Here is a 24,383-nt window from a genome sequence, read left to right on the forward strand (position 1 = left end):
AGCGTCCCGGCGCGTCCCGATGAAGCGCAACAGGGTTCACCATCGCACCGCCGCCCTCCGGCGGAATGCGATCCACACTCACCACCGGACTGGCTCGCGAGTACGGCACCGTCGTCGTGGAAGACCTCAATGTCTCGGGCATGCTCAGCAACCGCACGCTGGCCCGGCACCTGGCGGATGTCTCCTTCGGTGAGATCAGACGCCAGCTCACCTACAAAACCACCTGGAACGGCGGCCGTCTCGACGTCGCGAGCCGCTGGTTCCCCAGTTCCAAGACGTGCTCGGGCTGTCAGGCAGTGAAAACCAAACTGCCTCTCCGATCAGTACACCTACGCCTGTGAGCACTGCGGCCTGGTCCTCGATCGGGATGAGAACGCCGCGCTCAACCTCGGCAGGTGGCCGTGAAGCGTCTACCCCCACCAGCTACCTGGACAAGACGGGGACTTTCGTCCAGCAATAGACGAATCACTGATGTTACCTAGACCTCAGTGAACGGGTACCTGATCAGATCTGGCTCAACGGAAGGCAGACAGTGGATCCAGGACCGCTGCTGTACGCCGGTGCGGGCTTGGCGACGCTCACCGCCGCACTGCTCCCCCGGTTGCTCGACCGCGCACCGATCTCCATGCCGATGCTGTTCCTCGGCGCGGGCGCCCTGACGTTCACGGTGGCCGACGCCCTGCCCGATCCCGACCCCGTCGCGCACAGCGGCGTGCTCCTGCGTCTGACCGAGCTCTGCGTGATCATCTCGCTGATGGGCGCGGGCCTCGCGCTGAACCGCCAGGTCAGCCTGCGCGGCTGGGCGAGCACCTGGCGGCTGCTCGCCATCACCATGCCCCTGTCCATGCTCGCCGTGGCCCTGCTCGGCTGGGGTGCGCTGGGCCTCGGCGCCGGGGCCGCCGTCCTGCTCGCGGCCGTGCTCGCGCCCACCGACCCGGTGCTGGCCAGTGAGGTGCAGGTCGCCGAACCCGCCGAGCACCCGGACTCCGACGAGGACGAGGCCAGGTTCGCGCTCACCTCGGAGGCGGGGCTCAACGACGGGCTGGCGTTCCCGTTCACCTACGCCGCCATCGCCATCAGCCTGGCCGGGGCGGCGCCGTCGCAGTGGCTCGGGCACTGGCTCGCGGTGGACGTGCTGTGGCGGCTCGCGGCCGCGGTCGCGGTCGGCCTGCTGATCGGCTGGGCGCTGGGCAAGCTGTTCTTCTCGGCACCGTCGAAGAAGTTCCGCCTGGCCGAGCACGCGGAGGGCTTCGTGGCGCTCGCGGCGACGTTCCTCGCCTACGGGATCGCCGAACTGGTGGAGGGGTACGGGTTCGTCGCGGTCTTCGTGTGCGCGTGCGCGGTCCGGGCGGGCGAACGCCGCCACGGCTACCACCAGGTCCTGCACCGCTACGTCGAGCAGGCCGAGCGCATGCTCACCGTGCTGATCGTCTTCCTGCTCGGCGGTGCCGCCGCCACCGGACTGCTGGCGGGCGTGGGCTGGCGGCAGGTCCTCGTCGCCGCGGCGGTGCTGCTGCTCGTGCGGCCGCTGGCGGGGTGGATCGGCCTGCTCGGCGGCAGGACCGGTCCGCGCGAACGGACCGTCATCGCGTTCTTCGGGGTGCGTGGGGTCGGCTCGTTGTTCTACCTCGTGTACGCCCTGCAGCACGGCGAGTTCGCCGAGCAGACCGCGCTGTGGCAGGTCGTCGGGCTCGTCGTGATCGGCTCGATCCTCCTGCACGGGGTCTCCGCGTCCCCGGTCATGTGGCTGCTGGACCGGAAACGACGGCGCAAAGCCCAGGCACAGCACGAAGAGACCTCTGACACCCACGTGTGAGGTCAGCGGTTCAGGGACGCAGCCGGGGTCCGGCGCGGTCGGCGTTGTCGATGTCGAGCAGGTCCAGCAACGATCCCACCTGCCCCGCGCGGAACGCCCGGCGCTGGCGCTCGGCACCCGTTCCCTGGCCATCCAGCAGTCGCAGACCTCGGTGTACCGCAGGCAGATCGCCGTTGGCTTCGAACACCGGCGTCAATCGGGTCACCAGGTCGTCGAGCTGGCGCCGCAGCGGCCTCGACTCGCCGGACAGCACGTCCAGCGTGCTGCCGCGCAGGCCTTCGTTGGCCGCTCCCCAGCACGCCTGCCGCAACGTCTCCTGGGGAACCGGTTCCGCCTGCACCCCGCGTTCGACGTCGACGATGGCCTGGGCGACCAGTGCCCGGACGAGAGCCGCCAGCAGCACGGCCTCGGCCACGGTCGCCGCGACGTCCGAGACGCGCACCTCCACCGTCGGCAGTTCGGTGGCGGGCCGGACGTCCCAGTAGATCATCGCCCGGTCGAGGGCGGTGCCCGCCTCGATCATGGTGTCGCAGACTTCCTCGTAGTGCTGCCACGAGGTGAAGACCGGCGGCGGCCCGGACACGGGCCAGCGCGACCACACCGTCGACCGCCAGCTCGCGAAGCCGGTGTCCTCGCCACCGGAGAACGGCGAGTTCGCGGTCACCGCCCCCAGCACGGGCAACCACGGACGCACGTGGTTGCACACCTGGACGGCGGTCTCCCGGTCGGGCACGGCGACGTGGACGTGGCAGCCGCAGATGAGCTGTTGTTCAGCCAGGGCACCGAACTCGCGCGCGATCCGCCGGTACCGCAGGCTGTCCGTCACCTCCCCCGTCGCGTCGCCCAGCGGAGGCGCCCCGACCGCGATGGCCCTGCATCCCACCGTGCGCGCGGCCCGCGCGACCGAACGGCGAGCCTCGACCAGTTCGCGCCGGGCCTGCTCCACATCGCGGCACACCGTGGTGTTGATCTCCACCTGGGCGCCGGTGAGCTCGTGCTCCAGTTCGAGACCGAGCTGCTCGCGCGCTACGGCGACCACCTCGTCCGCCCGGTTCACGGGGACACCGGTCTCCGGATCCACGAGGAGGAACTCCTCCTCCACACCCACCGTGGGACACCACATGTCCTTCGATGGCGGTCTCGCCACGTCACACCGTCCTGCTCATCGGGACCGGCGAATACCCATTCGTGGCAAGAAGAAAACGTCAGATGCGGCCGTCAGCCGGCAGGGGCGGACCGCGTTTTCGCTCGGGTATTTCGGTTGCGGCACTTCCCACGATGTCCCACACTGAGCCGCTGATACCGGGACCTGCGAAAAACGGGTGGTTCATGTTCGATGTCGTCATCGCCGGATGCGGGCCGACCGGCGCGATGCTGGCCGCCGAACTCCGGCTGCACGACGTGCGGGTGCTCGTCCTGGAGAAGGAGCCCGAGCCCGCTTCGTCGTTCGTTCGAATAGTCAGTCTGCACATTCGCAGTCTCGAGATCCTGGCGATGCGCGGGCTGGTGGACCGTTTTCTGGAACACGGCAGGCAGCGTCCGGTCGGAGGCTCCTTCGCCGGTATCCCCAAACCGACTCCTGAGGGCCTGGACTCCGACTACACGTCACTGCTGGGGATTCCGCAGCCGATCGTCGAGGGCCTGCTCCGGGATCACGCGATCGAACTGGGCGCGCAGGTCCGGCCCGGTTGCGCGGTGACAGGGCTCGAGCAGGACGACGAGGGCGTGACGGTCGAACTGGCCGGCGGCGAGAGGCTGCGGTCGCGTTACCTGGTCGGCTGCGACGGCGCGCGCAGCACCGTACGCAAACTCCTCGGCGTCGGATTCCCCGGCGAACCCTCCCGCAACGACACGTTGATGGGCGAGATGGCGGCAGACGCGCCGCCGGAGGAAATCGCAGCCAAGGTCGCCGAAATCCGCGAAACCGACAAGGTGTTCAGTTTCGGACCATTCGGTGAAGGAATCTACCGCGTCGTCATTCCGGTCGCGGGAGTCAGCGAGGGCCCGCCCACCATCGATGATTTCGCACAACAACTGCGGGCGATCGCCGGAACTGATTTCGGCGTGCACTCGCCGCGCTGGTTGTCCCGTTTCGGCGACGCCACCCGGCTGGCCGAGCGTTATCGCACCGGACGGGTGCTGCTCGCCGGCGACGCCGCGCACATCCACCCGCCCGCCGGCGGCCAGGGCCTGAACCTCGGCCTCCAGGACGCGGTCAACCTCGGCTGGAAGCTCGCCGCGCAGGTCCGCGGCTGGGCACCCGGCACGTTGCTGGACACCTACCACGCCGAACGTCATCCGGTCGCCGCGGACGTCCTCGACAACACCCGCGCCCAGGTGGCGCTCGCGTCCGGCGAACCGGGCGCACAGGCCGTGCGCAGGCTGCTCACCGAACTGATGGACATCAACGAGGTGAACCGGCGGCTGATCGAGAAGATCACCGCGATCGGCATCCGCTACGACTTCGGCCCCGGACCCGACCTGCTCGGCCGCCGTCTACGCGACCTCGACTTGGCGCAGGGGCGCCTCTACGACCACCTGCGCGACGGCCGCGGCCTGATGCTCGACCGCACCGGACGCCTGACCGCCGACGGCTGGACAGACCGGGTCGGTTTCGTCACGGATGCCACTGCCGCGCTGGACTTCCCGGCCCTGCTGCTGCGTCCCGACGGGCACGTCGCCTGGATCGGCGAGTACCAGCAGGACCTCGGCGACCACCTCACCCGCTGGTTCGGCGAGCCCGTCGCCCGGAGCGAGAAGGAGCCTTCGAGCATGGGAGACGGGCGAGTCTGATGCCCGCCCAGATCAGCAGGGCGAGCACGGCCACCAGCAGGTACTCGATCAACGGGATGCGCACGACCTCGTCGATCCTGCCGAGACCGCGCCAGGAGTAGACCGCGAGCGCGCCGACCACGAACGTACCGCCGATCCACCACCGCGCCGCCATGCTGAGCCCTACGCCGTGCATCTGGGTGAGCACGAAGATCGCCACGAAGCCGAAGAAGAACATCGGCCACATGCCGTCGGGACCGGAGTTCATCACGGCGACCAGCGTGCCGTGCACGGCCACGAGCAGTTCGAGGGTCAGCGTCCACCAGCGGTTCGTGTGGGATGTCGTGAACATCAGACTGCTCTGCACCAGCAGCAGGAACATGTAGAAGAACCCGATGAGGTGCCCGCTGCTCGACTCCATCGGGTGGTACCAGAACGTGTAGATCGCGGCCCAGCTGAACAGGTAGCCGTGGTAGCGGCGCGCGAACCCGACGACCTGTGCGGAGATCGGCGCGGACCAGGTCAGCACCAGGCCCCGGCGGCGGTTCTCCATCAGCAGGACGACGACCAGCAGCAGGACGACGGAGCCCTGTGAGCTGAAGATCGAGACGTCCTGGGCGAGGCCGTCGTAGAACACCTGGGTCTGCAGGGCGTGCAGGCCGATGAAGGCGCCGTTCGCGGCGAGGGCGACGACGTTGATGCGGCGCAGGCCGGTGGTGTAGCGCCGGATCCGCGTCTGCGCGTAGTAGATCAGGCCCCACGACACGAGTTGGTGCGCCGCGTAGCCCACCCAGGCGGACGCCCTGGTCCAGAAGGAGGGGTCCGGCAGCTTCCAGTAGTACCAGGAGGCTCCCTGGTCGGGCAGCAGCGCGACGCCATGCAGCCGTTGACCCAGCAGCCAGACCAGGCCGGTGAGCAGCGCACTCGCCACCACTCCCCACACGAGGACACCGCGGCCGGGCCGCCGCAATTCGTTCAGCATGCTGAGCATTATGCATAACCCGGCGTGCTACGTTCAGTGCGCTGAGCAAATCAGGAGGTATCGCGGTGGCCCGATATCTGTTGCGCGTCAACGGTGAACGGCGCGAGGTCGACGTCGACGGAGACACTCCCCTGCTGTGGGTGCTGCGCGACGAGCTGGGGTTGACGGGGGTCAAGTACGGGTGCGGGGTCGGCCTGTGCGGTGCCTGCACGTCCCATGTGGACGGTGCGGCGGCGCGGCCCTGCGTGCGCACGGCGGCCGACAGCGCGCAGACCCGGATCACGACGATCGAGGGGCTGTCCCGCGACGGGGACCACCCGGTGCAGCGGGCGTGGCGGGAGCTCGACGTGGCGCAGTGCGGTTACTGCCAGCCCGGCCAGGTCATGGCCGCGGCGGCGCTGCTCGCCCGTGATCCCGATCCCGACGACGCGGCGATCGAGGAAGCCCTGCGCGACAACGTGTGCCGCTGCGGGAGCTACCCCCGCATCCGCGCCGCCGTGCGCCGCGCGAGCCGGATCATGCGGGAGGAACGGTGATCAGCAGGCGGACGTTGTTGCGCGGCGCGGGAATCGGTGCGCTGGTCGTCGCGGTGCCGGTGCCCGCGCTCGCCGCGGAGGGGCTCGTGCCGAACGTCTTCGTGCGGCTGGACGACGCGGGCCGGATCACCGCGACCGTGCCCCGCCCGGACACCGGCCAGGGCGTGCGGACCGTGGTCGCGCTGATGGTCGCCGAGGAACTGGCGGTCGAGGCCGGCGACGTCGCGCTGGAGCAGGCACACGGTGACACCGAACGCTTCGGCTCGCAGGCCGTGGCGAACTCGGCCTCGGTGCGGCAGCTCGCCACGCCCATCCGCACGGCCGCCGCGACCGCGCGCTGCCTGCTCGTCACCGCCGCCGCGCAGCGCTGGAGCGTGCCGGTCGCCGAATGCACCGCTCGCGACGGCTTCGTGCGCCACCCGCGCCGCGGGAAGCTCCCCTACCGGGCGCTGGTCCGGGCCGCGGCCGCACTCGATCCCGCCACCGTGCCCGTCGAGCTCACGCCACCGGAGAAGTGGCGGCTGCTGGGCAAGACCCGCGGCGGACGCGTGGACGCCCGCGACGTCGTCACCGGCCGCACCACGTACGGCATCGACGCGCGGCCACCCGGAGGTCTGGTCGCCGTGGTCGCCCGCCCACCGTGGATCGGCGCGGTCCCCGACACGATCGACGACACCGCCGCCCGCGGTCTGCCGGGTGTGGTCGACGTCCTCACGCTCACCGCGCCGGCCGACGGACAGGGCGGCGTCGCGGTCATCGCCCGGTCGACCCACCAGGCGTTGCGCGGCCGCGACGCGCTGCGGATCACCTGGCGCGGCGGCACACCCACCGCCGACAGCCGCGCGTGGCTCGCGGACCTGCACGCGGCGTTGCCCGCGCAGAGCCCGATCGACGGCGTCCAGCAGGTCTACTCCATGCCGTTGCTCGCGCACGCGCCGATGGAACCGATGAACGCCACCGCGTACGTCCGTCCGGATGGCGTGACCATCTGGGCTCCCACGCAGGATCCCGGTGGCCTGCGCACCCAGCTGGCCCGCCAGCTCGGCGTGCCCGCCGCGTCCGTGCGGGTGGAGGCGACGGCGGCGGGAGGCGCGTTCGGGCGGCGCATCGAACCCGACCCGGTGCTGGAGGCGGTGGCCTGCTCACGGCGGGCCGGCGCTCCGGTCCAGGTGCTGTGGACCAGGGCCGACGACATGCGTCACGACTCGTACCGGCCGATGTCCGTGCACCGGATGTCGGCGGAGATCGGTTCCGATGGTCTGCCCATCCGAAGGGCCCACGAGGTCGTCACCTGGCCGTTGACCGTCCTGCCGCTGTTCGCCAACCCCGCCCTGATCAAGGCCAGCGGCGACCACTTCCCGTACACCGTGCCGGGGAACGTCTCGGTCATCGTGCGGCCCGCGCCGCTGCGCACCGGGTTCTGGCGGTCCGTCTACGCGGGACAGTTCGTCTACGCCGAGGAGAACTTCCTCAGCGAGATCGGCAGGAGTTCCGGCCTCGACCAGGTCGCACTGCGCCGTTCGCTGCTGCCCGCCGGCTCGCGGCTGCACAAGGTGCTCGACACCGTCGCCGACCGCGCCCGCTGGACCAGGCCGCCCGCGCCGGGCACCTCACGCGGCGTCGCGTGCCTGGAGGAATACGGCTCCGCGATAGCGGTGATCGCCGTCGCCGAGCCGGGCTCACGCCGCGTGCTGCGCGTGCACGCGGCCGTCGACGTCGGCGTCGCGCTGCACCCGTCCGGCGTCCGCGCCCAGGTCGAGGGCTGCGTGACCGACGCGCTGTCCACTGTGCTCGGTGCGCAGATCACCGTCCGGGAAGGCGGGGTGGCGGAGTCGTCGTTCGGCGACTACCGGTGGGCGCGGATCGGCCAGACACCCGACATCGACGTCACCATCGTGCAGTCGAACGCCCCGCTGGGAGGTCTCGGCGAGCTCGCCTATCCGCCGGCGGCAGCCGCCATCGCGTCGGCGATCGCGGGCGACACGCCCGTGACCAGCATGCCGTTCGGGACCGCCGTGGGGTGATCGGGCGGGTCTGGGATGATGGGGCCGTGGCCGAGGGAGACGAGCTGGCGGTGGCCGACCGCCCGGACCAGGTGGGCGCGGACGTCGCCACCTGGCCCACCGGCAGGCTCCTGTCCGTGGCGGCACGCGTCGTCGAGAAGCGCTTCGAGGACTTCCTGGCGACCCGCGGCCTCACCCACGCCGGCATGATCACCCTGCACCACCTGGCCGACGGCCCGCGCTCGCAACGCGAACTGGCCCTGCTCTGCCGCGTCACCGACCAGACCATGAGCCGCACGATCGAACACCTCGACCGAGGCGCCCACGTCGTGCGCAGCCAGGACACCAAGGACCGCCGCCGGACGTCGGTGAAGATCACTCCGGCGGGCCGCCGCGCCCTCGCCGCCGTCCGCCGCGAGGAACGCGAGTCCGACACGCTGCTCGGTGCCGTGGAGGACTACGAACACTTCCGGCAGCAGCTGATCGCGCTCATCGCGGCGGCAACGTCCACAGAGGACCAGCGCCTCGGGTAGTGCCGTCCGTCAGGCCGCGAGTGCGCCACCCGGCTCTCGTCGCGCTCAGGGCTCCTTCGTACCGCAGATGAGCACGAAACCGCACCCGCGTACATCACCGCCGCTAGGGCGTGTCCCGTAAGTCTCGTCCGCGATAGTCGCGGCCGAGGGCCCCGGAGGCGGCACCGCCGCAACGCCCGAATACGCCCGGTATGAGGCGCCACCCCGAACCCCGGCTTGTCCTGGGCCACCGTCGTCAGCGCCGGATCGACCACCGAGGCGATCTCGATGTCGTCGAACCCGACCAGCGCCAGGTCCCGCGGCACCCGCAACCCGGCGGCACGGGCGGCGAGCAACGCGCCGACCGCCATCTCGTCGCTGGCCGCGAACACCGCGGTGGGCGGCTCGTCCAGTGCCAGAAGTCGTTGCATGGCAGCGGTTCCGCTCGCCCGGTAGAAGTCGCCGGCGACGACGTAGCCGGCGCGCGGTTCGGCACCCGCGTCCCTCAGTGCCGCGCGGTAGCCGGAAAGCCGGGCGTCGGACGGCTGGTTGCCGGGCGGGCCGGTGATCGTGGCGATCCGCGAGTGGCCCAGGCCGACGAGGTGGGCGACGGCCGCTCGGGCGCCGCCGGAGTTGTCCGACGTGACGTAGGTGGCCCGGGGTCCGTCGACGGCCACGTCCAGCGCGACGCACGGAACTCCGGACTGGGCGAAGGCTTCGAACGCCTCGGCGTCGGAGCCGCTGTCGATCAGGACGAGCCCGCCGAGGTGGTGGCGGCGGGTCATGTTCACGTAGCCGACCGGGTCGGCGAGCGATGCGCCCACCTCACGGGCGTCGCCGCTGGTCGCGAGCATCAGCAGGTGGTAGCCGTGCGCGCTCAGGGCGGACTTGAGGCCTATCAACAGGTCCTGCAGGTACGGGTGCCGCCAGCCGGGCCTGCGGTGGTCGGTGTCCCAGACCAGTCCGATCATCGTCGACTGCTTCGTCGACAACGCCCGCGCGGACTCGTTGGGCCGGTAGTCCAGCTCTTTCGCGACGCGCAGCACACGTTCCCGCGTGTCCTCGTTCACCGTTTCCGGCTGGTTGAAGACGCGCGACACCGTCGCCACGGACACGCCGCAGAGCTGGGCGATCTCTCGCCCGGTCGCCATCGGACCTCCCGTTTCACCGTAAGCGGTTACATAGACCCTAGGAGCAGCACTTCTCCTAGTCAAACGCCCGCGCGAGTTGATCTGTTTATCGTTTCGTTACTTGACTGGAGGCGTGTAACACCGCTGTCATAGGCGCCACACAAATCTTCCCGGAGAACCACTTCTCTGGTTGAGCGCGCCCAAAAACCAACGGAGGCCAGGAAAATGCGCCCCAAAGCACTCGTACTCGGCTGCGCGGCACTGGCGACCGCCGTGGTGCTCAGCGGTTGCGGCAGTGACACCGCGTCCGGCGGCAAGACCAAGCTGACCATCGGGCTGTTCGGCAACTTCGGGTACGCCGAGCTGCTCAAGGAGTACGCCGCCGCGCACCCGGACGTCGAGATCTCGGACCGCACCGCGTCGTACTCCGACCACCACAAGAACCTCGCCGCCCACCTCGCCACCAGCAGCGGCGCCGCCGACATCGAGGCGGTCGACACCGGCTACGTCAACCAGTTCAAGGCCACGCCGGACAAGTTCGTCGACCTCAACACCAAGGGCGGCGACCAGCTGAAGGACCGCTGGCTCCCGTGGAAGTGGGAGGGCTCGCTCAGCAAGGACGGCAAGCAGATCGGCTACGGCACCGACATCGGCGGCCTGGCCATCTGCTACCGCCGCGACCTGCTGCAGAACGCCGGGCTGCCGGCCGACCGCGACCAGGTCGCCGCGCTGTGGCCGACCTGGCAGGAGTTCATGGCCGCCGGCAAGAAGTTCCAGGAGAAGGCGCCCGAGGGCGTGAAGTGGTTCGACGGCGGTCCGACCGTGCTCAACGCCATCGTCGGCCAGGCGTCCGTCGGCTACTACGACAAGTCCGACAAGATCGTCGTCGGCGAGAACAAGGAGATCAAGGCGGGCTGGGACCTCGTCGTCGACGGCGTGCAGTCCGGCCTGTCCTCGAAGCTGCTCTACTCCACGCCCGTCTGGAACACCGGCTTCAAGCAGGGCCAGTTCGCGACCGTGACCTGCCCCGCCTGGCAGATGGCCAAGATCAAGGACCAGGCCGGTCCGGAGGCCGCCGGCAAGTGGGACGTCACGTCCGTGCCGGGCGGTGGCGGCAACTGGGGCGGCTCGTACCTCACCGTTCCCAAGTCGGGCAAGAACATCGACAAGGCCGTGGAGCTGGCGGCGTGGCTGACCGCGCCCGAGCAGCAGGCCAAGGTGTTCAAGAGCGCCGGGCTGCTGCCGTCGATCCCGAAGCTGTACGAGGACCCGTCGATCGTCGACTACAAGAACCCGTACTTCAACGACGCCCCCATCGGCAAGCTGTTCACCGACGCGGCGAAGAAGCTGAACCCGCAGTACCAGGGTCCGAAGGCGGGCGACATCCAGACCGCGATCGGCAACGCGATGCAGCGCGTCGAGCAGGGCAAGCAGAACGGCGAGGACTCGTGGCGCCAGTTCGTCGGCGACGTCCAGAAGTGATGCGCTGACATGGTCTTGATGGACAAGACGGCCAGAAGGCACCGGTGGGACACGAAGTTCGCGCCGTACGGGTACGTGGCGCCGTACTTCCTGATCTTCGGTGTCTTCGGGCTGTTCCCCCTCCTCTACACGATCTGGGTCTCGCTGCAGGACCGCAACCTGCTGGAGTCCGAAGCGGCGACCTTCGTGTGGTTCGCCAACTACGCCAAGCTGATGGCGGACCCGTACTTCTGGAACGCCATGGGCAACACGCTCAGCCTGTGGCTGCTCACCACGGTTCCGCAGATCCTCTTCGCGCTGTTCATCGCGCAGCTGCTCAACCGCAAGGTCCGCACCCGCACGCTGTTCCGGATGGGCGTGATCCTGCCGAACATCACCTCGGTGGCGGCGGTCACGATCATCTTCGCGCAGCTGTTCGGCCGGGACTTCGGCCTGGTCAACTGGGTGCTGGAGCTGTTCGGCGCGGGACAGATCGACTGGCAGGCGGGCACTGCCAGCTCGCACGTCGCCATCGCCGTGATGGTGGTGTGGCGCTGGACCGGCTACCACGCGCTGATCTTCCTGGCCTCCATGCAGGCGATCCCGTCGACGCTGTACGAGGCGGCCACCCTGGACGGTGCGAACGGCCGTCAGCAGTTCTGGCGCATCACGGTCCCGTTGCTGCGGCCCCAGATCATCTTCACGACGATCATCGCGACCACCGGCAACATGCGGCTGCTCGCCGAGCCGCTGCTGTTCAACCCCGGCGCCGCGGCCGCGACGGGTGGCTCCGACCGGCAGTTCCAGACCGCCGCGCTGTACCTCTACGAGCAGGGCTTCACGAAGTACGACTTCGGCTACAGCTCGTCGATCGCGGTCGTGCTGGCCATCGCCACCGTCATCGTCGCCGGTCTCGGCTACCTGGCGACCAAACGGATCCGGACGGAGTGACCCCATGACCGCTGTGCTGGAACGCCCCGCGCCGGTGCGGCCTGCCGGTCCCGCGACGAGGGCGCGCAGGCTGGCCCGGCGCGTCGGCGGGCCGTGGACCTACGCCGCCCTGATCGCCGTGCTGGCCGGCTCGGCCTTCCCGGTGTACTGGTCGTTCGTGGTGTCCTCGCAGACACCGGACGCGATCGACAGCGTGCCGCCCGTCCTGGTGCCGGGCGGACACCTCTTCGCGAACATCGCCCGCGTCTTCGACACCACCGACTTCGCGCTGGCGATGGTGAACTCGATCGTCGTGTCGGGCACCGTGACCATCTCGGTGGTGCTGTTCTCGACGCTGGCGGGCTTCGCGTTCGCCAAGCTGAAGTTCCGCGGCCGCAACGTGTTGCTGCTGCTCATCATCGGCACACAGGCGATCCCGACCGAGCTCGGCATCATCCCGCTCTACATGATGATGGCCGAGTTCGGCTGGGCGGGTGAGATCCACGCGGTGATCGTGCCGGGGCTCGTGACCGCGTTCGGCGTGTTCTTCATGCGCCAGTACTTCGAGCGGGCGATCCCGGACGAACTGCTGGAGGCGGGCCGGATGGACGGCTGCCACTCGCTGCGGCTGTTCTGGCACGTCGCGCTGCCCGCGGCCCGTCCGGCTGCGGCCGTGCTGGGCCTGTTTACGTTCATGCAGGCGTGGAACGACTTCTTCTGGCCCCTGGTCGTCCTCACGCCGGAGAACCCCACCGTGCAGACCGCTCTGTCCACTTTGGCCAGTGGCTACACCACCGACTACACACTGGTGCTGACCGCCGCGACGATCGGCACGGTGCCGGTACTGGCCGTGTTCCTGTTGTTCGGCCGTCAGATCGTCGGCGGCATCATGTCCGGCGCCGTCAAGGGCTGACTTTCTTTTGGAGACTGCTGTGAGCTTTCCGGACGGTTTTCGCTGGGGCGTGGCGACCTCGGCCTTCCAGATCGAAGGAGCGGCGCGGCTCGACGGCCGCGGTCCGTCCATCTGGGACACCTTCGCCCAGGTGCCCGGTGCCGTCGCGTCCGGCGACACCGGGGACGTGGCGGCGGACCACTACCACCGCTGGGCCGAGGACATCCAGCTGCTCGCCGGCCTGGGCGTCGACGCCTACCGGTTCTCGGTGTCGTGGTCGCGGATCCTGCCCGAGGGGCACGGCAAGGTCGAGCAGCGTGGTCTCGACTTCTACCGGCGGCTCGTCGAGGCGTTGCTGGGCAAGGGGATCGAGCCCTTCCTGACGCTGTACCACTGGGACCTGCCCCAGGCGCTGGAGGACGAGGGCGGCTGGCGCAACCGCGACACGGCCCACAGGTTCGCCGACTACGCCGCCATCGTGCACGCGGAACTCGGTGACGTGGTCAGGAAGTGGACCACGCTGAACGAACCGTACTGCTCCTCGATCGTGGGCTACGGCGAAGGCCGGCACGCCCCCGGCGCGCGCGAAGGTCATGGAGCGCTGGCGGCGGTGCACCATCTCCTGCTGGGTCACGGCCTCGCCGTGCAGTCGATGCGGGCGAACGGGTTGCCCGAGCAGGAGTTCGGCATCGTGCTCAACCAGTCCCCCGCCGTGCCCGTGACGGACTCGCCCGCCGATGTCGCCGCCGCGAACCGCCAGGACGTCCTGCTGCGCAGGCAGTTCACGGATCCGCTGTTCGGTTCCGCCTATCCGGACGAGCTGACGTCGATGTTCGGCGACATCAGCGACTTCTCGTTCCGGCAGGACGGCGACCTGGAGATCATCGGGCAGCCGCTGGGCTACGTCGGCCTCAACTACTACTACCGGCTGCACGTCGCCGACGCACCGCACCGCGAGCCCGATCCCGCCAAGCGCACGGCGCACGACATCGGCGTCGACACGACGCAACTGCCGGACGTCCCGCGCACCGGTATGGGCTGGCCCGTCGAACCGGCCGGCATGACGACCGCGCTGGCGGACCTCCAGGCACGGCACCCCGCCCTGCCGCCCGTCTACGTCACCGAGAACGGCTGCGTCTACCCCGACGTGGAAGGCTTCGAGGACACCGAACGCATCTCCTACCTGCGCGACCACATCGCGGCAGCGCAGGCGGCGGACGTGGACCTGCGTGGCTACTTCTGCTGGTCGCTGCTCGACAACTTCGAGTGGGCGCACGGGTACAAGCACCGGTTCGGCCTGGTGCACGTCGACTACCAGACGCTGGAACGCACACCGCGGGCCAGCTTCCACTGGTACCGCGACTTCATCACCGAGGCACGGCAGGACAGCTGACCACGGGCCGCTGCTCACCGCCCGAGACGCTCGGCCGCCAGCCTGCCCGAGATCAGCGCAGGAGGGATGCCGACACCCGGTGTGGTGCCGCTGCCCGCCAGTACGACGTTGCCGTCCCGGAACGGCAGGTTCCCCGGCCGGAACGGACCGGTCTGGCCGAACGTGTGGGCGGCGGAGAAGGGCGTGCCGGCGGCCTGGCCGTCGCGCGCCCAGTCGTCCGGCGTCACGACCGCGAGCGGTTCGGCGTCGACGAGGAGCTTGCGCGCCGCCATCTCGTCGACGAGTTCCTCGGCGTAGCGGTGCGCCAGCGCGTCCCAGCGCAGCGGGGCGGCGTCGAGGTTCGGGCAGGGCGCGAGCAGGTACTGCAGGTGCCTGCCTTCCGGCGCCAGCGCGGGATCGGTCAGGGTGGGCGTGGTGAGCAGCAACGACGGATCGCTCATCAGCCTTCCCTGCCGGATGATCTCGTCGAAGGTGCCGTTCCACTTGTCGCCGAAGGAGATCGTGTGGTGGGCGAGGTCGTCGGCCACGCGACCGGAGCTGAGGTGCACGACCACGGCGGACGGTGACCAGCGCAGGGGCACGACGCGGCGCGGTTCGCCGCGCAGCAGCCGGGTGCTCTGGGCGGGCCCGGTGGCCAGGACGACGGCGTCGCACGGGAACCGGCTGTCGGCCGTGCGCACCGCGTTCACCCGGTGACCGGTCCGTTCGAGCTCCTCGACCTCGGCGCCGTAGTGGAACAGGACCCCGGCGTCGGCTGCCGCGTCGGCCAACGCCTGCGGCACAGCGCGCATGCCGCCGCGCGGGAACCACACACCCGCAATGGTGTCCATGTAGGCGATGACGGCATAAGCGGCGAGAGCGTCCTTCGGTGCGACGCCGGCGTAGAGAGACTGGAAGGTGAAGACGCGCCGGAGGCGGTCGTCGCGCAGAAACCGTCCGACCGCCTTCGCCAGCGAGCCGAAGCCGCCGAGCCGGGCGAGCCTCACCAGATCGGGACCCACGAGGTCGAGCGGCGAGTCGAAGCTCGCGCCGATGAACCTGTCGCGCTCCACCTCGAACAGCTTCGTGAGCCACGCCCGCAGGTCGCGGTATCCCTGCGCTTCCCGGTCCCCCGCGAAGTCGCGCACCGCCTGCTCCATGCGGTCCGCGTCGGTGTGCACGTCCAGCGCCGTGCCGTCGGAGAACGTCGCGCGGTAGGCGGGGTGCAGCGGCAGCAGCTCCAGGTGGTCCTCGCGCTTGTGACCCACCGCGGCGAAGGCGTCGTCCAGCAGTTCCGGCATCGTCAGCACGGTCGGGCCGGTGTCGATCCGGTGGCCGCCGACGTCGAGCCGGCCCGCAAGCCCGCCGGGGTGCGGGTGTCGTTCGAGGACCGTCACCTCGTGCCCCGCGCCGCGCAGGTGCAGCGCCGCCGACAGCCCCGAGAGTCCCGCCCCGACCACGACCACCCGGTCCGTGCGGCCTTTCACCACGTGCACCACTGCGTTCCCCTCAGGTTGTTCGCGTCACGGCACGGCCGGCGAGGCGCACCAGCTCGTGCCGCACATCGTCGGGTACGGCCGCGCGGTCCAGCGCCACCATCCCCGTTCCCGCCAGCCTCTCGATGAGCTTCTCCACAGCGGCGACGGCTCCGAGCTCGACGAGCAGTGCGCGCACGTCGTCAACGGTCCGGTCGCTGACGGTGCCACTTTCCAGGCATCGCCGGAGCAGCCTCTGCGCGGCGGGTTTGCCCTGCGCGCGAGAGAGGGCGATGGACATCAACGGCGTCCGCTTGCCCTCCCTCAGATCCTCCCCCACCGGTTTCCCGGTGGCAGAGGAGTCACCGAAGACATCGATCAGGTCGTCTCTCAGCTGGAAGGCGACGCCGATGTCGTGGCCGTACGAGCGCAGGCAGTCCACGACGTCGTCGTCGGCTCCGGCGAGGGCGGCGCCGAGGTGCAGCGGCCGTTCCACGGTGTAGGCGGCGGTCTTCAGCGCCGCCACGCGGACGGCGTGCTCCAGCGACTCCTCACGTCGCGCGACGGCGAGGAGGTCGAGGTGCTGTCCCATGATCATCTCAGTCCGCATCGCCTGCCACGGCCCCCAGGCGCGGCTCAGTGCCTCGGCGGACAGGCCGGCGGTCACCAGCGCGTCGTCCGCCCACGCCAGCGCGAGGTCGCCGACCAGGATCGCCGCGGAGTCGCCGTACTGGCGGGCGCTCGCGGCCCACCGTTCCCGCCGGTGCCGCGCCGCGAAGGACTCGTGCACCGACGGCTTGCCCCGCCTGGTCGCCGAGCGGTCCATCACGTCGTCGTGCACCAGCGCGCAACATTGCAGCAGTTCCAGCGCCACCATCGCCCGCACCACGGCGTCCACCGGCGGCGAGCCGCCTCCCGCACGCCATCCCCACCACGCGAACGTCGGCCTGATTCTCTTGCCACCGGCGAGGATCAGCTCCCGCAGCTCGGCGGCGAGCTCGGGAGCGAGGTCCTGCCTGGCGAGCAGGAAGTCGTGCAGTGCGCCGTCGAGCAGGACGCGGAAGTCGTCCACCTGCGACGTGCGAGCGTCCACGCTGGTCAGCAGCGACATCGGCGTTCCCCCGGAAGTGGGTCGGTGTTCGGCTTTTCGAGCTAAGCAGCGCGGCAGGGGGTCTGCATGATGAGCGGCGCCGTTGTGCGAAGGGCAACTCGCGGACTTAGCGTGGAGGAACCTCCTCCGCGAAAGGACCGCTGATGTCGGCTGAACGCGAACTGGACGCCGCGGGTGTCACCGCGCCGGCGTTGCGCGACGCGTACCGGCGCTGCCGTGAGCTCAACGCACAGCACGGCCGGACCTATTACCTGGCAACCAGGTTGCTCAGCGCGGAGCAACGGCCCGCCGTGCACGCGCTGTACGGGTTCGCCCGCTGGGTGGACGACGTCGTCGACGACCTCCACAGTGGACCGGACGAGAAGTCCGCCGCGCTGCTGGCGATCGACGGACGGCTCCAGACCGCGCTGAGGGACGGGGCGACGGACGACCCGGTGCTGGCGGCGCTGATCGACACCGTGCACCGCTACGACATCCCGGTCCGGCATTTCCAGGACTTCATGGAGTCGATGCGAATGGATCTCACCGTCACCGGCTACCCCACATTCGCCGATCTCGAACAGTACGTGCACGGATCCGCCGCCGTGATCGGCCTGCAGGTGCTGCCGGTGCTCGGCACCAGCGTGCCCCGCGAGGAGGCGGAGCCCGCGGCGGCCGCGCTCGGCGTCGCGTTCCAGCTCACCAACTTCATCCGCGACATCGGCGAGGACCTCGACCGCGGCCGGGTGTACCTGCCCGCCGACGAGCTCGCGGCGTTCGGCGTCGACCGGGAACGACTGCTGCGCGCACGGGCGGAGGGCAGGGCCGACCAGCAGGTGCGGGCCGCGCTGCGGGACCAGGTGCGCAGGGCGCGGCAGGTCTACGAGCGGGCCCGGCCGGGCATCGGCATGCTCGCGCCGCGCTCCAGGCCGTGCGTGCTCACCGCGTACCGGTTGTACGGGCGGATCCTCGACCTCGTCGAACACGCGGACTGCGACGTGCTCTCGCGCCGCGTGGTCGTGTCGAACGGCAGGCGCCTCGCCGTCGCCCTGCCCGCGCTGGCCAGGGCGGTGTTCGCCCGTGCGGCCTGAGAGGATGCGTGACCGGATCCCGCTGCGGGTCTACTCCAGCCCGCCGTGGCGCGAGCAGCGGCCGACGTGGCAGGACGCCAAGCCCGCGCTGATCGAGTCGGCGCTCAAGCGCGCGACCGCGCGACCGTCCGGCAACTGGTTCGTGGCCGGCGCGAGCCGCGACGTCGTGAAGGGCAAACCGTGTGGGCGCACCATCGCGGATCAGGAGGTCGTGCTGTGGCGCGGGCCCCACGGCGTGCTCATGGCCGGTTCGGGCTCGTGTCCGCACCTCGGCGCCCCGCTGTGCGACGGAGCCGTGGCCGAGGGCAAGCTGATCTGCCGCTGGCACGGCCTCGCGCTCGACGGCACGCGGTTCGGCGCCTGGGCGCCGTTCCCCGCGCACGACGACGGCGTGCTGGTGTGGGTCCGCCTCGACCAGGCAGGGGGCGAGGAACCCCTGTCCGCCCCGGTGCTGCCGGAGCGGCCGCCCGCGGGATCGATCGACGCGGTGGCCACGCTCATCGGCCGCTGCGATCCCGAGGACGTGGTCGCGAACCGCCTCGACCCGTGGCACGGCGCGTGGTTCCACCCCTACTCGTTCGCGAACCTGCACGTCCTGGAGACCCCGACCGAGTCGGACGACCGCTTCCTGGTGGAGGTGACGTTCCGGCTCGCCGGCCGCGTCGGTGTCCCCGTCATCGCCGCGTTCACCTGCCCGGAGCCGCGCACCGTCGTGATGCACATCGTCGAGGGCGAGGGTGAGGGCAGCGTCGTCGAGACGCACGCGACCCCGATCCGCGATGGCCGCACAGCGGTGGTGGAGGCGACCATCGCGCACTCGGAGCGCCCTGGGTTCGCGCTGGCCAGGCCGGTCGCGGTGGCGTTGCGGCCGGTCATGCGCTGGGCCGCGGCACGGCTGTGGCGCGACGACCTCGCCTACGCCGAACGACGGTACGAACTACGCCAGAAGGGCCGATTTCCCGACTGAGCACCCTGAGTTGCGTCGTTTCTGAGTCGATTTTACGATGGTGTCCCCATCAACGTCGACTCACCGGAGGACGTGCTCGTCATGCCTGAACTGTCCCGTCTGCCTCAGCCGGTCGTGGAGTCGTGGGACTGGCAACTGGCTGGTCTGTGCCGTGGCATGGACAGCGCCTACTTCTTCCACACCCCCAACGAACGGGGCTCCGCGCGAGACCAGCGCGAGGCCGCGGCGAAGGCCATCTGCCGGCGCTGCCCGGTCATGGAAAAATGCCGATCGCACGCGCTGGAGGTGCACGAGACCTTCGGCATCTGGGGTGGACTCGGCGAGAGTGAGTTGAGGGCGATGCTGTCGAAACGCGCACGTAGAACGTGACGTACACGCCTCGCGCCGTGGCCGGCATGCTCGGCATCGCCCCCACCACGCTCAGAACCTGGGACCAGCGCTACGGCCTGGGGCCCTCCGTCCGCACCGACGGCGGCCACCGCCGTTACGAGGACGCGGACATCGAGGTGTTGCGCCGGATGGTGGGGCTGACCGCACAGGGTGTGGCGGCGTCCGCCGCGGCGGTATTGGCGCGCAAGCAGCCGGTGGCTCCGCCCGACGGCGAGCGCACTCCGATCGGCTCCGCGGCAGCCTTGATGGCACAGCAGAGTTTCCTGGGCGCCGCGAAACGTCTCGACGAACCCACGATGGCCGATCTCGCCGCGAAGCTCCTCGCCGCGCACGGTGTCGTGGCCGCGTGGGACGCGGTGTTCGTACCGGCGCTGGTCGAACTCGGCGAACTGGTCGCCGCGAGCGGTCAGGGCGTGGAGACCGAGCACCTGGCGAGCGGAAGCATCCTGCACGCACTGCGCGGGATCCCGCGCACCAGCGGTCCCGGTCCGCTCTCCGTGTTGATGTCGTGCGCACCGGACGAGCAGCATTGGCTTCCCTTGGAAGCTCTCGGCGCGGCACTGTCCGAACAGGACCGCAGGTGGGGCAACCTCGGAGCACGCGTGCCCGCCGAGGCGTTGCGCGACGCGGTGGCCCGCTTGTGTCCCCAGGTCGTGCTGGTCTGGGCGCACCGGCAGGACCTGGCGCTTCGTGTGCCGTTGGAGGAGCTCGGCACCCGCTCGGGGGCGGTGATCGCGGTCGCAGGTTCCGGGTGGGACGGCGTGGCGCTGCCGTCGTTCGTACGCCGGCCGAAGTCCCTGACCGAGGCGATCGGGCTCGTGCTGGACCTCGTGCGCTAGAAGATCTCTCCGCGCAGGTCGGCCAGCACGGCGTGCGCGGCCCTGCGCCCCGAGTGGAGTGCTCCCTGGATCGAGCTGGTGTCACGGTGATCGCCGCACACGTACCGGCGGCCGCCCGCGCGAACGGACTGCGTCAATCGGTGCGGCGCGGTCATCGCGGGGATCGCCTGCGGGATGTCGTAGCGCCGCAGGACCTCCCACCGGCTGGTGTCCGTGCCGTACAAGCGATCCAGGTGCGTGCGCACGGCCTGCTCACCGGCTTCGCCGAGCACCGAGGCGTGCACCAGTGGGGCGAACGGCGAGTACGGGCGCGACACCTCCGACATCACCGCCGTGTTCACGACCGGGCCACCGCCCGCGTCGACGACCAGGCACCCGTCGCGTAGCGGGGACCGCGGCGGGCGGAAGTACCAGGTGGTCACGCCGTTCCAGCGGGGTTCGGCCAGGCCCGGCAGCAGGCGGGCAGCGGTCGTGCCGTCCGTCGCCACCACCACGGCGTCGGCGTCGATCCGGCCACCCTCCTCCAGTTCCACGCCGGTGTCGTGCACGGCCCTCACCGCGGTCTCCAGCTGGACGACGTCTTTGGGCAACCGTTCCGCCATCGCCTTCGGCAACTCCCCCATGCCGAGCGCCGGCACCACGGCACCGCCTCGGGCGAAACTGCGCCACACCAGGTGGAAGAACCTCGACGACGTGCTCAGTTCCGGTTCCAGGAACACGCCGGACAGGAACGGCCGGAACACCGCCTCGACCGCACGGTCGGACATGCCCAGCCGCCGCAGTTCCTCGCGAGTCGTGCGGTCCGGCGCGGTGAGCAAGGGCCGCACCGGCCCGAAGGCGTCCGGACCCGAGAACCGGGCGATCGCCGCCACGTCCCGCGCGCTCAGGACGTGCTGGCGCACGAACCCGTCCCAGGCCGCCGGCCCGCTGCGCGGATCGGCGAGCAGGTCGTGCCTGCCGTCGTCGTGCACGAACACACCCGGCCTGAAGTACCGCAACGGGAACGGGTCCAGGCCCAGCCGCGCCAGGTCGGGGTAGGCGGGCAGCATGATCTGGAAACCGCGGTCGAACCGCACGCCGTCCTCGACGTCGGTCCGCACCCGGCCACCGACCTCGTCGCCCGCCTCGAGCACGGTGACCTCGACGCCCGCCGCCGCCAGTTCCAGCGCGGCGTTCAAGCCCGCCAGACCGGCTCCCACCACGACGATCACAACGTCCTCCAGCGTCGGGCGACCGAGCGCAGCAGCGGAACGCGGCCCTCGGCCGGCACCGTCCACAGATCCGTGCCCGCGACGCCCCAGCGGCTCAGCAGATGGTTGGCGGCGGCGAAACCGGTGGTGGCCGCGCGTTCCATCAGCGCGACCGGCAGGTCGATGCGCACCAGATCGCCCGCCACCACGAGGAAGTCGTCCGGTGTGGTGACTCCCGGCCGCGTGGCGTACCCACCGGCCGGGAAGAGCGGGCAGTCCTCGCGCAGCTCGTGGCGTTCGTCGACGACCCCAGCCCGTTTGGTCTCCGGGTAGACCTCGGTGAGCTGTTCCCAGAGCCGGGCGCGTGCGTCCTGTTCGTCCACATCGGACGGCAGCGCGTAGCCGTGCAGTTCCACCACGGAACCGCCCGTGCGTGCGGCCCAGGCCCGTGCCTCGTGCTCGTAGTGGTTGAGGACGCTGATGTTGTCGAGCAGGTCGTGGCCGCCGGTGCCGAGGAAACCGGGCCGGTCCGCGTCCACCGGCGTGTCCAGCCAATACCTCGACACGAGGAACCGGGGTGCGGTGCGCAGCCCGCCGACCTTCTCACGCCACGCGGCGTCGCCGAGCGCGGGCGAGCCTCCGACGAGGGCCCGCAGGCCCGGGACGTCCGCGGCGAGCACCACGGCGTCCGCCTCGATCGCGCCATCGCCGATGGTGACGGAGAACCGCCTGTGCTCGCCCGGCAGCACGGACCTGGCCTCGGTGCCCGTGCACACCGTCGCGCCCACCAGGGCGAGGTGGCGCCTGAGCGGCTCCCACAGGCCGTGCGGGAACGGGTCCGCGGCCATGTCGAACAGCAGTCCCTCGCTGGAGCCGAGGAAGTAGATGTGGAACATCACCGCGAGCTCGGCGGCCGACATGCGGGTGGGGTGGGCGAAGAAGCTGCGGGAGAACACCTCGAAGGCGAGGGCGTGCGCGGCCTCGGGGAACCGGATCCGCTCCAGGTAGGTCGCGGCGTCGATGCCGTCGAGCTCCTCGTACACCCGTGGCACCGACACGTCGAGCAACGACAGCGCGGCCCGTGCGTTGACGTCGGGCAGGTCGCGCCAGCGGAACGTGGGGCTGCCGCGCAGGAACGCGAGGGCGTTCCACGGCACGGCCTTCGGGAGGTTCGCGAAACCGTCCCGGTGGCCGGTGGCGTGCTGCAACGGGTAGTCCGGCACTCCGACCAGCGCACGTCCGGCCGGGTCGACGCGGTCGAGCAGGGCCCGGAGGTTGTAGTACTGCCGGAAGAACGCGTGGAAGCCGCGGGTCATCGTGGCGTCGCTGCCGTCCGCGAGCCTGGTGCTCCAGCCGCCGACGCGTCCGCCCAGGTAGTCCTCCCGTTCGCACAGCACGACCTGCGCCCCGCGTTCGGCGAGCAGCGTCGCGGCGGAGAGCCCGGCGATGCCACCGCCCACCACGGCGACGACGGGGGCGGTCCCATCGAACTGCGCGCGACCGGCCGGGGCCGGGATCCGCACGGCCTTACGATCCCTCACCGCTGCTCCTGTTCCGGCACGTGGCCGCGGAAGGTGTGCACCACACCGAGTTGCAGGCCCGGCAGCGGCGCGCTGCGCACGCCGACGAAGCCGTTGCGCCGCAACCTGTCCCGCAGCGCCGTCGCCCCGTCGAAGTCCATCACGCTGCGCCACAGGTAGGTGTAGAGCGAACGGTCGCCGGTGACCAGCCATCCCGCCGGCACGATGAACCCGCACAGCAGCGTCCACAGTGCCGTGCTTGTCAGGGAGTCGCGCACCGAGTACTCGTGCAGCACCAGCGTTCCGCCGGGTCTCAGCAGAGCCTTGATCCGGGTGAGCGTCGCGTCCGGCTCGGGCAGGTTGCGCACCAGGTACGCGGCGAACACCACGTCGAACTCGCCCTCGTCCACGTCCTCGGCGCGGCTGTGCACGAACCTCACCGTGGCGGGCCAGCGCTTCTCCCGTGCCCGCGCGATCATGCCCGCCGAGGCGTCCACGGCGACGATCTCCACGCCGGGCGCGGCCGCGACCAGCGCGGCGGTGGAGGCGCCCGTGCCGCAGCCCAGGTCGAGCACCCGCATGCCGGGGCGCAGGCCGAGCGCTCGCGCGGACAGGCGCAGCGCCTGGTGATAGCCGGGGTTCAGTCCTACCAGGAAGTCGTAACCACGGGCCGCCCGGTCGAACTTCGCCGGTACCTCAAGCTTGTTCACGTGCCGGCCTTCCCCGTTCCCACAACAACAACACGGCGGTGACCATGGCGAACCCGTAGAGGAAGTCCTCCACCGGGATGTCCCACGGCACCCGCACCCCGCTGATCGCCCAGTCCGCGTACAACACGATCGGCGCGTCGAGCCTCGTCAGCCATCCGTCCACCGGCACCTGGAACCCGAGCACGATCGCCATCGTGATCCAGTACGCCGGACGCTTGAACAAACCCGTGCGCAGCAAGAAGAACTCCAGCAGCAGCACCACGACAACCGCCGCCACCGCGGCGAACGAGTACTCCTCAACCATCACGCAACCAGCGCTCGGAGTGCCCGCGCACGGCCTCGTAGGTCAGCACCGCGCAGAGCGGGATCGCCACGAAGAACAGGACTTCCTCAATCGGCAGCACCCCACCGATCAACACCCCCGTCGTCGCCTCGGGATGAAAACTCCAATGCCCTCGCACGATCGCGACGACGTCCCAGACGGCGAGGGCGAGCAGCACGGGCGCGATGGCACGCGCCAGGTCCGGGCCACGGCGGTAGACGCCGCGTCCCATCCACTCCAGCGGCAGCGTGATGAGCACGCATACACCCAGCACCATCAGGTATTCGTACTGGCTTCGCATCACCGACCTCCCACAACGACCGTATGGGCGGCGCGACGAGTCTGCACAACGGCGAGCCGGCTTCGTCAGATCGAGGTTTCGC

The 24,383-nt window shown here is 70.4% G+C and carries 24 protein-coding genes and 1 pseudogene; 15 read left to right on the plus strand and 10 right to left on the minus strand.

Annotated features, from left to right (window positions below; all coding sequences use genetic code 11):
- Positions 1-65 precede the first annotated feature (65 nt).
- The 3 genes and pseudogenes from IG04_RS0105250 (at position 66) to IG04_RS0105255 (ending at position 1,816) form a co-directional block, all read left to right on the plus strand.
- Positions 66-341, plus strand: coding sequence for a zinc ribbon domain-containing protein (locus IG04_RS0105250; protein WP_030475377.1), 276 nt, complete (start codon positions 66-68; stop codon positions 339-341).
- A gap of 4 nt (positions 342-345) precedes the next feature.
- Positions 346-405 (plus strand): annotated as a pseudogene (locus IG04_RS48875) (hypothetical protein); the annotation flags it as partial.
- 127 nt (positions 406-532) lie between these two features.
- Positions 533-1,816: a cation:proton antiporter gene (locus tag IG04_RS0105255; protein ID WP_036013708.1), complete on the plus strand. Its 1,284-nt coding sequence runs from the start codon at positions 533-535 to the stop codon at positions 1,814-1,816.
- A 10-nt stretch (positions 1,817-1,826) separates the two neighbouring features.
- On the opposite strand, the gene IG04_RS0105260 is transcribed toward IG04_RS0105255, so the two are convergent.
- Entirely contained in the window at positions 1,827-2,963 is a 1,137-nt protein-coding gene (locus IG04_RS0105260; protein ID WP_248782516.1) for a carboxylate-amine ligase, read from the minus strand.
- Positions 2,964-3,145: 182 nt separating this feature from the next.
- Here IG04_RS0105260 and IG04_RS0105265 point away from each other — a divergent pair, with 182 nt between their 5' ends.
- Positions 3,146-4,609 (plus strand): FAD-dependent monooxygenase, encoded by a 1,464-nt coding sequence (locus IG04_RS0105265; protein WP_036013711.1) that lies wholly within the window; start codon positions 3,146-3,148, stop codon positions 4,607-4,609.
- On the opposite strand, the gene IG04_RS0105270 is transcribed toward IG04_RS0105265, so the two are convergent.
- Positions 4,536-5,570: a hypothetical protein gene (locus IG04_RS0105270; protein ID WP_211257671.1), complete on the minus strand. Its 1,035-nt coding sequence runs from the start codon at positions 5,568-5,570 to the stop codon at positions 4,536-4,538. The two genes, IG04_RS0105265 and IG04_RS0105270, sit on opposite strands and share 74 nt — an antisense overlap.
- A 65-nt stretch (positions 5,571-5,635) precedes the next feature.
- On the opposite strand from IG04_RS0105270, the gene IG04_RS0105275 reads away from it, so the two are divergent.
- The 3 genes from IG04_RS0105275 to IG04_RS0105285 are packed head-to-tail and all read left to right on the plus strand — an operon-like array spanning position 5,636 to position 8,642.
- Positions 5,636-6,106: a (2Fe-2S)-binding protein gene (locus IG04_RS0105275; RefSeq protein ID WP_030475382.1), complete on the plus strand. Its 471-nt coding sequence runs from the start codon at positions 5,636-5,638 to the stop codon at positions 6,104-6,106.
- The gene (locus tag IG04_RS0105280) at positions 6,103-8,130 is read left to right on the plus strand and encodes a xanthine dehydrogenase family protein molybdopterin-binding subunit (RefSeq protein ID WP_051768929.1); all 2,028 of its coding nucleotides are present in this window, start codon (positions 6,103-6,105) and stop codon (positions 8,128-8,130) included. The genes IG04_RS0105275 and IG04_RS0105280 overlap by 4 nt, the downstream gene beginning before the upstream one ends.
- A 26-nt stretch (positions 8,131-8,156) precedes the next feature.
- A complete protein-coding gene (locus IG04_RS0105285; protein ID WP_245815988.1) occupies positions 8,157-8,642 on the plus strand; it encodes a MarR family winged helix-turn-helix transcriptional regulator in 486 nt (161 codons plus the stop codon).
- On the opposite strand, the gene IG04_RS0105290 is transcribed toward IG04_RS0105285, so the two are convergent.
- On the minus strand, positions 8,567-9,772 hold the full coding sequence (locus IG04_RS0105290; RefSeq protein ID WP_084589978.1) for a LacI family DNA-binding transcriptional regulator: 1,206 nt from the start codon (positions 9,770-9,772) through the stop codon (positions 8,567-8,569). The two genes, IG04_RS0105285 and IG04_RS0105290, sit on opposite strands and share 76 nt — an antisense overlap.
- Before the next feature lie 204 nt (positions 9,773-9,976).
- Here IG04_RS0105290 and IG04_RS0105295 point away from each other — a divergent pair, with 204 nt between their 5' ends.
- Genes IG04_RS0105295 through IG04_RS0105310 form a run of 4 tightly spaced genes read left to right on the plus strand, consistent with a single transcriptional unit; the run spans position 9,977 to position 14,427 of the window.
- Complete coding sequence (locus IG04_RS0105295; RefSeq protein WP_030475386.1) at positions 9,977-11,233, plus strand: ABC transporter substrate-binding protein; 1,257 nt, start codon at positions 9,977-9,979, stop codon at positions 11,231-11,233.
- 18 nt (positions 11,234-11,251) lie between these two features.
- On the plus strand, positions 11,252-12,163 hold the full coding sequence (locus IG04_RS0105300; RefSeq protein ID WP_169745978.1) for a carbohydrate ABC transporter permease: 912 nt from the start codon (positions 11,252-11,254) through the stop codon (positions 12,161-12,163).
- Positions 12,164-12,167: 4 nt separating this feature from the next.
- Complete coding sequence (locus IG04_RS0105305; protein ID WP_030475388.1) at positions 12,168-13,055, plus strand: carbohydrate ABC transporter permease; 888 nt, start codon at positions 12,168-12,170, stop codon at positions 13,053-13,055.
- Positions 13,056-13,074: 19 nt separating this feature from the next.
- A complete protein-coding gene (locus IG04_RS0105310; RefSeq protein ID WP_030475389.1) occupies positions 13,075-14,427 on the plus strand; it encodes a GH1 family beta-glucosidase in 1,353 nt (450 codons plus the stop codon).
- Between the two features lie 14 nt (positions 14,428-14,441).
- On the opposite strand, the gene crtI is transcribed toward IG04_RS0105310, so the two are convergent.
- Positions 14,442-15,902, minus strand: a complete 1,461-nt coding sequence (gene crtI, locus IG04_RS0105315) for a phytoene desaturase family protein (RefSeq protein ID WP_173849973.1) — start codon at positions 15,900-15,902, stop codon at positions 14,442-14,444.
- 13 nt (positions 15,903-15,915) lie between these two features.
- Positions 15,916-16,992, minus strand: a complete 1,077-nt coding sequence (locus IG04_RS0105320; RefSeq protein WP_036013713.1) for a polyprenyl synthetase family protein — start codon at positions 16,990-16,992, stop codon at positions 15,916-15,918.
- A 143-nt stretch (positions 16,993-17,135) separates the two neighbouring features.
- Here IG04_RS0105320 and IG04_RS0105325 point away from each other — a divergent pair, with 143 nt between their 5' ends.
- The 4 genes from IG04_RS0105325 (at position 17,136) to IG04_RS0105340 (ending at position 20,258) form a co-directional block, all read left to right on the plus strand.
- A complete protein-coding gene (locus tag IG04_RS0105325) occupies positions 17,136-18,062 on the plus strand; it encodes a phytoene/squalene synthase family protein (protein ID WP_030475392.1) in 927 nt (308 codons plus the stop codon).
- A gap of 4 nt (positions 18,063-18,066) precedes the next feature.
- Positions 18,067-19,029: a Rieske (2Fe-2S) protein gene (locus tag IG04_RS0105330; protein WP_030475393.1), complete on the plus strand. Its 963-nt coding sequence runs from the start codon at positions 18,067-18,069 to the stop codon at positions 19,027-19,029.
- Positions 19,030-19,110: 81 nt separating this feature from the next.
- On the plus strand, positions 19,111-19,398 hold the full coding sequence (locus IG04_RS0105335) for a WhiB family transcriptional regulator (protein WP_030475394.1): 288 nt from the start codon (positions 19,111-19,113) through the stop codon (positions 19,396-19,398).
- The gene (locus IG04_RS0105340; protein ID WP_030475395.1) at positions 19,395-20,258 is read left to right on the plus strand and encodes a MerR family transcriptional regulator; all 864 of its coding nucleotides are present in this window, start codon (positions 19,395-19,397) and stop codon (positions 20,256-20,258) included. Before IG04_RS0105335 ends, IG04_RS0105340 begins: the two co-directional genes overlap by 4 nt.
- Here IG04_RS0105340 and IG04_RS0105345 read toward each other — a convergent pair.
- From IG04_RS0105345 to IG04_RS0105365, 5 genes are read right to left on the minus strand one after another with little or no spacing between them, the layout of a single operon-like run.
- Complete coding sequence (locus IG04_RS0105345; RefSeq protein WP_245815987.1) at positions 20,255-21,469, minus strand: NAD(P)/FAD-dependent oxidoreductase; 1,215 nt, start codon at positions 21,467-21,469, stop codon at positions 20,255-20,257. The two genes, IG04_RS0105340 and IG04_RS0105345, sit on opposite strands and share 4 nt — an antisense overlap.
- Complete coding sequence (locus IG04_RS0105350; RefSeq protein WP_030475397.1) at positions 21,466-22,989, minus strand: FAD-dependent oxidoreductase; 1,524 nt, start codon at positions 22,987-22,989, stop codon at positions 21,466-21,468. Before IG04_RS0105350 ends, IG04_RS0105345 begins: the two co-directional genes overlap by 4 nt.
- Positions 22,986-23,678 carry a class I SAM-dependent methyltransferase gene (locus IG04_RS0105355; protein WP_030475398.1) on the minus strand — a complete coding sequence of 231 codons (693 nt, stop codon included), beginning with the start codon at positions 23,676-23,678 and terminating at the stop codon, positions 22,986-22,988. Before IG04_RS0105355 ends, IG04_RS0105350 begins: the two co-directional genes overlap by 4 nt.
- The gene (locus IG04_RS0105360; protein ID WP_030475399.1) at positions 23,665-23,982 is read right to left on the minus strand and encodes a lycopene cyclase domain-containing protein; all 318 of its coding nucleotides are present in this window, start codon (positions 23,980-23,982) and stop codon (positions 23,665-23,667) included. The genes IG04_RS0105355 and IG04_RS0105360 overlap by 14 nt, the downstream gene beginning before the upstream one ends.
- Positions 23,975-24,301, minus strand: a complete 327-nt coding sequence (locus IG04_RS0105365) for a lycopene cyclase domain-containing protein (RefSeq protein ID WP_030475400.1) — start codon at positions 24,299-24,301, stop codon at positions 23,975-23,977. The genes IG04_RS0105360 and IG04_RS0105365 overlap by 8 nt, the downstream gene beginning before the upstream one ends.
- Positions 24,302-24,383: the final 82 nt, after the last annotated feature.

Source organism: Lentzea albidocapillata (assembly GCF_000719115.1).
In the GTDB taxonomy this organism is placed as follows: Bacteria; Actinomycetota; Actinomycetes; order Mycobacteriales; family Pseudonocardiaceae; genus Lentzea; species Lentzea albidocapillata.

Excerpts from the sequence above, each read along its gene's own strand:
- IG04_RS0105330 (WP_030475393.1), top strand. The coding sequence starts at position 18,067 with ATGCGTGACCGGATCCCGCTGCGGGTCTACTCCAGCCCGCCGTGGCGC.
- IG04_RS0105365 (WP_030475400.1), bottom strand. The coding sequence starts at position 24,301 with ATGCGAAGCCAGTACGAATACCTGATGGTGCTGGGTGTATGCGTGCTC.
- IG04_RS0105360 (WP_030475399.1), bottom strand. The coding sequence starts at position 23,982 with ATGGTTGAGGAGTACTCGTTCGCCGCGGTGGCGGCGGTTGTCGTGGTG.
- IG04_RS0105335 (WP_030475394.1), top strand. The coding sequence starts at position 19,111 with ATGCCTGAACTGTCCCGTCTGCCTCAGCCGGTCGTGGAGTCGTGGGAC.
- IG04_RS0105295 (WP_030475386.1), top strand. The coding sequence starts at position 9,977 with ATGCGCCCCAAAGCACTCGTACTCGGCTGCGCGGCACTGGCGACCGCC.
- IG04_RS0105270 (WP_211257671.1), bottom strand. The coding sequence starts at position 5,570 with ATGCTGAACGAATTGCGGCGGCCCGGCCGCGGTGTCCTCGTGTGGGGA.
- IG04_RS0105325 (WP_030475392.1), top strand. The coding sequence starts at position 17,136 with ATGTCGGCTGAACGCGAACTGGACGCCGCGGGTGTCACCGCGCCGGCG.
- IG04_RS0105250 (WP_030475377.1), top strand. The coding sequence starts at position 66 with ATGCGATCCACACTCACCACCGGACTGGCTCGCGAGTACGGCACCGTC.
- IG04_RS0105305 (WP_030475388.1), top strand. The coding sequence starts at position 12,168 with ATGACCGCTGTGCTGGAACGCCCCGCGCCGGTGCGGCCTGCCGGTCCC.
- IG04_RS0105320 (WP_036013713.1), bottom strand. The coding sequence starts at position 16,992 with ATGTCGCTGCTGACCAGCGTGGACGCTCGCACGTCGCAGGTGGACGAC.
- IG04_RS0105290 (WP_084589978.1), bottom strand. The coding sequence starts at position 9,772 with ATGGCGACCGGGCGAGAGATCGCCCAGCTCTGCGGCGTGTCCGTGGCG.
- IG04_RS0105300 (WP_169745978.1), top strand. The coding sequence starts at position 11,252 with ATGGACAAGACGGCCAGAAGGCACCGGTGGGACACGAAGTTCGCGCCG.
- IG04_RS0105265 (WP_036013711.1), top strand. The coding sequence starts at position 3,146 with ATGTTCGATGTCGTCATCGCCGGATGCGGGCCGACCGGCGCGATGCTG.